This window comes from Mesorhizobium helmanticense, from assembly GCF_003034915.1.
Classification (GTDB): domain Bacteria; phylum Pseudomonadota; class Alphaproteobacteria; order Rhizobiales; family Rhizobiaceae; genus Mesorhizobium; species Mesorhizobium helmanticense.
Genome location: NZ_PZJX01000129.1, coordinates 1 through 383, shown reverse-complemented (window position 1 = coordinate 383; position 383 = coordinate 1). Strand labels below are relative to the sequence as shown.

Genomic DNA, 383 nt, shown 5'->3' with positions numbered 1-383 from the left:
ATTGCCGGCAACGATCGAGGCTTCCGCACCGGCGTTGGCCGCGATCTGGCGGGCCGGAGCCTGCAGCGCACGACGCACGATGCTGATGCCAGCGGTCTGGTCGGAGTTTGCGCCGACAGCGTTGATGCTCAGCGAAGCGCGCAGCAGGGCAACGCCGCCGCCGGGAACGATGCCTTCTTCCACGGCCGCGCGTGTCGCGTTCAGCGCATCGTCAACGCGGTCCTTCTTTTCCTTGACTTCGACTTCCGTCGCACCGCCGACGCGGATCACCGCAACGCCGCCCGCGAGCTTCGCGAGACGTTCCTGCAGCTTCTCCTTGTCGTAGTCCGAGGTGGTCTCTTCGATCTGCTGCTTGATCTGGGCAACGCGGCCCTGGATCTCTT

General features: G+C 65.5%; 1 protein-coding gene. It reads right to left on the bottom strand.

Annotation, left to right across the window (positions count from 1 at the left end; all coding sequences use genetic code 11):
* Window positions 1-383 (bottom strand): TCP-1/cpn60 chaperonin family protein (locus C9427_RS33625; RefSeq protein ID WP_280954169.1); only part of this gene is annotated, 383 nt, incomplete at both ends.